Origin of the sequence: Clostridium folliculivorans (genome assembly GCF_024341905.1) — a bacterium.
Classification (GTDB): Bacteria; Bacillota; Clostridia; order Clostridiales; family Clostridiaceae; genus Clostridium_AR; species Clostridium_AR folliculivorans.
In genome coordinates, this window is the sequence record NZ_BQXY01000003.1 from 320,239 (window position 1) to 327,229 (window position 6,991).

The 6,991-nt window shown below is 30.6% G+C and carries 5 protein-coding genes; 3 read left to right on the top strand and 2 right to left on the bottom strand.

Going from position 1 to position 6,991, the window contains the following annotated elements; genetic code table 11:
• Positions 1-125: 125 nt before the first annotated feature.
• The 3 genes from OCU55_RS11690 (at position 126) to OCU55_RS11700 (ending at position 3,184) form a co-directional block, all read left to right on the top strand.
• The gene (locus OCU55_RS11690; RefSeq protein WP_261852490.1) at positions 126-1,133 is read left to right on the top strand and encodes a YeiH family protein; all 1,008 of its coding nucleotides are present in this window, start codon (positions 126-128) and stop codon (positions 1,131-1,133) included.
• 422 nt (positions 1,134-1,555) lie between these two features.
• Positions 1,556-2,164: a histidine phosphatase family protein gene (locus OCU55_RS11695; RefSeq protein ID WP_261852491.1), complete on the top strand. Its 609-nt coding sequence runs from the start codon at positions 1,556-1,558 to the stop codon at positions 2,162-2,164.
• Between the two features lie 258 nt (positions 2,165-2,422).
• On the top strand, positions 2,423-3,184 hold the full coding sequence (locus tag OCU55_RS11700; RefSeq protein WP_261852492.1) for a DeoR/GlpR family DNA-binding transcription regulator: 762 nt from the start codon (positions 2,423-2,425) through the stop codon (positions 3,182-3,184).
• 154 nt (positions 3,185-3,338) lie between these two features.
• Here OCU55_RS11700 and OCU55_RS11705 read toward each other — a convergent pair whose 3' ends face one another.
• Both OCU55_RS11705 and OCU55_RS11710 read right to left on the bottom strand, forming a co-directional pair.
• Positions 3,339-5,078 (bottom strand): ABC transporter ATP-binding protein, encoded by a 1,740-nt coding sequence (locus tag OCU55_RS11705; RefSeq protein WP_261852493.1) that lies wholly within the window; start codon positions 5,076-5,078, stop codon positions 3,339-3,341.
• A gap of 12 nt (positions 5,079-5,090) precedes the next feature.
• Positions 5,091-6,824, bottom strand: a complete 1,734-nt coding sequence (locus OCU55_RS11710; protein WP_261852494.1) for an ABC transporter ATP-binding protein — start codon at positions 6,822-6,824, stop codon at positions 5,091-5,093.
• Between the last annotated feature and the right edge of the window lie 167 nt (positions 6,825-6,991).

A 6,991-nucleotide genomic window follows, 5' to 3' on the forward strand; every position in this document is an offset into this window, starting at 1 on the left:
TTGACGCTGATATATGCATATATTTATTGGTCTATATTTAAATTTTTTTTAAATATAATGCTTTAATGGCTCATTTACTAAAATAAGCTTCACTAATTCTATTACTAAAAAAGGAGTATTTCATTATGAATTGGTTAAAGAAAAACTTACAAGGAATTGTTTTTTCCTTTATCATAGCTTTAGTTTCTAATCTGTTAGGTTATAAGTTTCCTATAATAGGAGGCGCTGTATTCGGGATTGTTATAGGTATAATAATAAATAATATTTTTAATATTCCCGAAAAAAATTCAGCCGGAATAGATTTTACTTCAAAAAAAATATTACAATGGTCTATTATAATTCTAGGGGCTGGGCTGAGTTTAAGACAGGTTTGGTATACAGGAACAGAATCTGTCTATGTTATGTTTTTTACTTTGCTAACCGCTTTTGTTACAGCTTTTATATTTGGCAAGCTTTTAAAGATACCTTGGAAATTAAAATCACTTATAGCTGTTGGAACTGCCATCTGCGGAGGTTCAGCTATTGCTTCAATCTCTCCAATTATTGAAGCAGATGATAATGAAGTCTCCTACTCAATCTCAACAATATTTTTGTTTAACATTCTAGCAGTACTTATATTTCCACCTTTAGGACATATACTTAAACTTTCAAATAAAGCCTTTGGACTATGGGCCGGTACAGCTATTAATGATACTTCATCAGTTGTTGCAGCAGGATATGCCTTTAGTAACATAGCTGGAGAGTATGCAACTATAGTTAAACTTACAAGGACTACCATTATAATACCTATATCAATAATGTTTTCTATTGTAATGGCTATACAGAAAAAGAAATCTTCCAATGCTGATATCTCAGTAAATTTTAATTTATCGAAAATATTTCCGTGGTTTATATTATGGTTCTTAGTTGCATCCCTTCTCAATACATTGGGATTTTTTTCTGAGCACTATATAAAATATATAAATAGTGTTGGGAAGTTCATGATAGTAATGGCTCTATCTGCTGTAGGGCTTAAATCTGACTTAAAAAAAATAATAAGTAGTGGATTTAAACCTATGTTACTAGGCCTTATTGTATGGCTTTCAGTGAGTACTGTTAGTCTTGTTGTTCAAGCATTTACTCATCAGTTATAAAAACTTTTATAGTGAATACTTTTATACAAATAAGTTCTTAATTTTCTATACTATTTACAAGTACTTTATATCGTGAAAGCGCATGTTTCCTATATATTTATATAATTATTTAATCATTTAATTATTTAATTAAATATTCTTAACTTCTTATATTGTTATATTTTTATATTTTGAAACTCTATTATTTTTTTGCATTATGACAATGAAACAACCGTATTGACTTATAAATTCTCTACGTATAATATAAATTTATATTTAATTATATAGTAAAGTTAAGCAGGCAGATAAGTTTTATCTTTTTATTGTATAGTCAAAAAAAAATTCTAAAATGGTTGGAATATTTAGTTTAACTGCCATAAGACTCTAACGCTTTAACTTACAGTAACAGTAGTATTTTTATAACAATAATTTCGGGGGTAAAAATGAAAACAACTTTGTATTTAGTAAGGCATGGAGAAACAAAGTGGAACACTGAAGGAAGATTTCAGGGGTGCATAGATATAGAACTTTCAGATAATGGATTTATTCAAGCAAAAAAGCTAAAAGATAGATTAAAAAATTCTTTTGATTATGTTTATACTAGTCCACTTAGCAGAGCTAAAAAGACTGCGGAAACTATTTGCGAAGACAGCTCTATAAAACCAATTGAAGAATTTAATTTAAGAGAAATAAACTTTGGGGATTGGGAAGGACTAACCATCTCTGAAATAAAAGAAACCTACTCTGAGGAATTCTTAAGATGGAGGCAAGATGAGCTTCTAGGACCTATATGCGGTGGTGAGCAATCCATTAAAGCAGCAAGCGATAGAGCCCAAAAAGCTATATCAAAAATTATTCAAGAGCATAAAGGCTCAAGAATTGTTATAGTTGCTCATGGAGGCATAATAAAAGCTGCTCTTATAGGACTTTTCGAATGGAAGATGAATATGTATCACAAGTTTAATTTAGGAAATACCTCTATAAACGAAATTACTTTTAATGACAGCCTTGAACCTAGAATGGTTTCAATAAATGATTTGCATCATCTATAACACCAATCTCTAAAAGCCTTATTGATAAGTTGCTAATTTATCAATAAGGCTTTTATTTTTATCATTTCTTATCATTTCAACAAATCGTTGAATAGTTTTAAAAATATACAACTGTTGCATTAATACCACCTTGTTTTAGTCTATGAATTTAAAACAAGGTTACTTATTAATAATTTTAGGCTATAATATAGCTAGTATTTAAGATAATAAATGATAATAAACAATAAGATTAATTTTTTATATAGAGGAGTAAAATCTATGTTTGCAGAAGAAAGATTAAACGAAATATTAGACTTGCTATCAAAAGATGGGAAGGTATTAGTTAAAGATCTAAGCATTAGATTTAATGTTACTGAAGGCATGATAAGAAAGGATCTTCAGAAACTAGAAAAGGATGGTGCTATTAAAAGAACTTATGGCGGCGCTATTTTAAAAAGAAACATTGCTGAAAGCACAAGTATTTCAAATAGATTGATTAAAAACTTGGAATCGAAAAGGATTATCGCAGAAAAAGCTTTTGACTTAATTGAGGAAAATGACACTATATTCTTAGATGTATCAAGTATTAACTTTGTACTTGCTGAGCTTATCGCTGGCAGCACCAAAAAGTTTACAGTCATAACTAACATGGTTGAAATAACCTCTGTATTTAACGATTCTTCTAATGTTAATATAATTTGTATAGGTGGAACTTATAATAAGAGTCTTGGTGGTATAATTGGCTCTGAAGCTATAGAAAGCATTAGAAGATACAGAGTAAATAAAGCTTTCATGGGTAGCTGCGGCATAAACCTTTCTGATAGAACCATAAGCAATTTCGACCTAGAGGAAGGCAATACAAAAAAAGCAATAATGTCTTCTGCTAGAACTGTTTATATACTAATGGAAAATGAAAAATTCAATATAGATGGCACCTATAAATTTGCTGATCTAGATGATATTGATTATATAATCACTGAAGAAAAACCATCCTCTAAGATCTATGAAGCAGTTAATAAATTTAATATTAAACTGATTTAAACTCACAAAAAAGGTCGCTATAGCAACCTTTTTTGTGAGCTTTTTTACGTATCTGCTTTTTCAAATGCGTATGACAATTTGTCAATTCAACAAATTATTCATACGCATTTTATATTTAATTACTTTTTATGTTTTAAATATATAAATCTCCAGTCTAATTAGCCACTGCATACTGACTATTATATAGCTTTGCATAGAAACCATTTTTTATAAGGAGCTCACCATGACTTCCTTGTTCTATTATCTTACCATCTTTCATAACAAGAATTAAATCTGCTTCTCTTATTGTTGAAAGTCTATGTGCTATAACAAAACTTGTTCTTCCTTTCATAAGTGAGAGGAAGGCTTTTTGTATTCTAGCTTCTGTTAAGGTATCAATACTACTTGTTGCTTCATCCAATATAAGCATGGATGGGTTCATAAGCATCACCCTAGCTATAGTTAATAGCTGCCTTTGTCCTTGAGAAAGATTTGCTCCATCTTCAGTTATTAGTGTATCGTATCCCTTTGGAAGTCTCTTTATAAAACTATGTGCATAAGCGGCTTTTGAAGCATTTATTATCGCCTCATCTGTTGCATCGGGTTTTCCATATGCTATATTTTCTCTTATAGTTCCAGCAAAAAGCCAGCTTTCTTGAAGTACCATTCCGAAGGAACTTCTAAGACTTTCCTTAGATACTTCTTTAATATCTTTTCCATCTATTGATATTTTACCTTTATCAATTTCATAAAATCTCATAAGTAAATTCACTAAGGTAGTTTTACCAGCACCAGTTGGTCCTACTATAGCTACTGTACTACCTGGTTTTATATTCATGCTCAATCCTTCAATCAAAGGTCTATCCTTTTTATAGGCAAAACTAACATTTTCAAATTCTACTTTTCCTTCAACCGATTTATTTATAGATTGATTATTTTGTTCTAATGATTCTCCCTGTTCATCTAATATAGCAAATACCCTTTCTGCTGAGGCCATAGCAGATTGAAGCTGCGTTGTTATACTTGTTATATCATTTATTGGTTTTGCAAATTGATTTGAATAGATTAAGAAACTTGAAATTTTACCTATAGAAAATCCTCCTGCCACAGATACAATTGCTCCTATTATTCCTGAAAGAATATAAGTAATATTGTTTATATATCTTGTACCTGGATTAGTTAAAGATGAGAAAAACTGAGCTCTTCTACCGCATTCATATAATCTCCCATTGATTTCTTTAAAAGCTTTCTCTGATCTTTCTTCATAGTTAAATGCTTTAACTATCTTTTGATTACCAATTACTTCTTCTATATATCCATTTAACTCACCAAGAGTCTTGGATTGTTCTCTAAACATCTTTTTAGAGTTCTTAGCTATAAAGGAAGACAATAAGAAACATAATGGTGTCATAACAACCACCACTAGAGTTATTACTGGACTTAAGTCAATCATAAATATTAATGATCCAACAAAAGTTATAATTCCAGAAAATAGCTGAGTTATACCTTGTAGTAGCCCCTCTGAAATTGCATCTATATCATTGGTAAATCTGCTTATTATATCTCCATGTGCTTTGCTGTCATAGTACTTAAGTGGCATAGTATTTAATTTTTCAAATAATTCATCTCTTATATCTTTAACTGTTCTATTTGATATAACATTAGTAAATATAGATAAAAACCATTGAAGTACTGCGCTTAAGCCATATATTATCGAAAGCAATACCACTATCTTTAATATAGCTGAAAAGTTTACTTGTCCTTTATCAACCATGTAGTCTATAGCTTTACCCGTGAAAAAAGGTGCGACTATTGAAAGAATATTACTTGCTAACGCAAAAGCTATAACAAGAATTAATTGAATTCTATATCTCTTTACATATCTGAGTACCCTTATTAATGTTTCATTTTTCATGGTCATAACCTCCTACTTCTCAACCTGAGAGAGGCAAATTTCTTTATAAATTTCACAGGTTTCTATAAGTTCTTTATGTGTGCCCAATCCAACTTGTTCTCCATCATCTAAAACCAATATTAAATCAGCATCCTTTACTGCATTTACTCTTTGAGAAACCATAACTAAAGTCATACTATCAGTATTATCTTTAAGTTCCCTTCTAAGTGCAGCATCAGTTGCATAATCCAATGCACTAGAACTATCATCTAATATAAGAATCTCTGGTTTCTTTACTAAAGCTCTTGCAATTGTAAGCCTTTGCTTCTGTCCTCCAGAAAGATTTGCACCACCTTGAGAGATTAGTGTATCATATCCACTTTCAAGTTTTTCGATGAATTCTGAAGCTTGAGCAATCTTTGCTGATTCTTTTATTTCCTCATCAGAAGCATCCTCAAGACCCCATTTTAAATTATCCTTTATACTTCCTGTAAACGCCACTGCCTTTTGAGGAACCACACCTATTTTTTCTCTAAGCTTTACTTGGTTGTAGATTTGGACTTTGATACCATTTACTTTGATATAACCTTCATCAGCATCATAAAATCTAGGTATTAAGTTTATAAGTGTACTTTTTCCTGATCCAGTAGCTCCTATTATCCCAAACGATTGTCCTTTACTTAATTTAAAAGAGATATCTTTTAGTGCATATTCCTTTGATCCTTTATAGGTAAAAGATACATTTTTAAATTCTATTGCATTACTGCATAGATCTCTTTCGTCTATATCTTCTGAGCTGAAATAAATCTCTGAATCTACTATTGAGCCTTTAGTATCAAATATTTCATTAACACGTGCAGCTGAAGCCGCAGCTTTTGTAAAAGTAACCACTAGATTAGCCACTACTACTAATGCCGAAAATATCTGTATAACATAATTTATATAAGCAATAACCTGACCTTGAGTCATTCCACCTACGTTTACACGGAATCCTCCAAACCATATTATAGCTACAATAGCAAAATTCATGATTATTGAAGTTGCTGGGTTCATTAAGGCTGCAATACTACCTACTCTTACAGCAGTATCAGATAAATCTCTATTAGAAGCTTTAAATCTGTCTTTTTCATAATCAACTTTATCAAAAGCCCTAACAACTCTAACACCTGAAAGATTTTCCCTTAGTATAACTGCCAGTCTATCGAGTTTTCCTTGTACCTTCTTATATAACGGAATTGATTTTCTCATTACCAAAAATAAAACTAATACAAATACAGGAAGTATGATAAGTATTACTATTGACAACTTTAAGTCTAATAGCATAGCCATGACTATACCTCCAATACATAGAAAAGGTGCCCTTACAACTAAACGAATCCACATAGCTACTGCTACTTGTAATTGGTTTACATCATTAGTTGTCCTATTTATTAAAGAAGCTGTTCCAAAACTATCAATCTCGGCATGTGAAAATGTTCCTATATGTTTAAAGATAGCATTTCTTACTACAGTGCCAAAGCCTTGAGATGCAATAGAAGCAAAATACTGACAAGTAAAAGCAAACATAACTCCTAATGAAGCTATTAAAAGCATAAGTGCTCCCATTTTAAGAATATAGTTTACATCTCTATTTTTTACACCGTTATCAATTACCAATGCCATTATCGTTGGAATCATCAATTCAAATATAGCTTCTAAAAGCTTAAAAAATTGTCCTAAGAATACATTTTTCTTATAGTTTTTTAAGAAAGGTATTAATTTAATCATACTGTTTCCTCCTTGAATGCTCCTAAGTAAATCTAATTCAAGGTTTACTTGATATTATATGAGTACTTGTTTTTATTATAGAAAAACTTATATTTTCAAATTATATCTATCCCGCTGAACAGATAAACTATTAATTTATACATACCCGAAAATCTACATAAGACGCT